Source organism: Pseudomonas sp. HMSC057H01 (assembly GCF_001836405.1).
In the GTDB taxonomy this organism is placed as follows: domain Bacteria; phylum Pseudomonadota; class Gammaproteobacteria; order Pseudomonadales; family Pseudomonadaceae; genus Pseudomonas; species Pseudomonas aeruginosa.
Genome location: NZ_KV828487.1, coordinates 1 through 897, shown reverse-complemented (window position 1 = coordinate 897; position 897 = coordinate 1). Strand labels below are relative to the sequence as shown.

The 897-nt window shown below is 66.2% G+C and carries 1 protein-coding gene; it reads left to right on the top strand.

The features are described 5' to 3' along the window. On the top strand, positions 1-897 hold an 897-nt coding region (gene vgrG, locus HMPREF2581_RS18500), incomplete at both ends, for a type VI secretion system tip protein VgrG (RefSeq protein WP_139181916.1).

The following is an 897-nucleotide window of genomic DNA, read 5'->3' as shown; positions in this document are numbered from 1 at the left end:
GCCGCTCCTACCGCGAGTGGGAATACTGCGTGCAATACCGCGAGACCAGCTTCGATTTCGTCAGCCGGCTGATGGAACAGGAAGGCATCTACTACTGGTTCCGCCACGAGAAGAAGCGCCACATCCTGGTGCTCTCCGATGCCTACGGCGCGCACCACAGCCCGGCCGGCTACACCAGCGTGCCCTACTACCCGCCGAGCCTCGGCCATCGCGAGCGCGACCACTTCTTCGACTGGCACATGGCGCGTGAGGTCCAGCCCGGCTCGCTGAGCCTCAACGACTACGACTTCCAGCGTCCCGGCACCCGCCTGGAAGTGCGCTCCAATGTCGGGCGCGCCCATGCCGCGGCCGACTACCCGCTCTACGACTACCCTGGCGAGTATGTGCAGAGTCAGGACGGCGAACACTATGCACGGACCCGCATCGAGGCGATCCAGACCCAGTACGAGCGAGTTCGCCTGCGGGGATGCGCCAGGGGTATCGGGGCGGGCCATCTGTTCCACCTGAGCAACTACCCGCGCCTGGACCAGAACCGCGAATACCTGGTGGTTGGCGCCGAGTACCGGGTAGTCCAGGAACTCTACGAGACCGGTAATGGCGGGGGCGGCGCGCAGTTCGAGAGCGAGCTGGACTGTATCGACGCCGGCCAGGCTTTCCGCCCCTTGCCGTCGACCCCGGTGCCGGTGGTGCGTGGCCCGCAGACCGCGGTGGTGGTCGGGCCCAAGGGCGAGGAGATCTGGACCGACCAGTACGGCCGGGTCAAGGTGCATTTCCACTGGGACCGCCACGACCAGTCCAACGAGAACAGCTCCTGCTGGATGCGCGTCTCGCAGGCCTGGGCCGGGAAGAACTGGGGCTCGATCCAGATCCCGCGGATCGGCCAGGAAGTGATCGTCA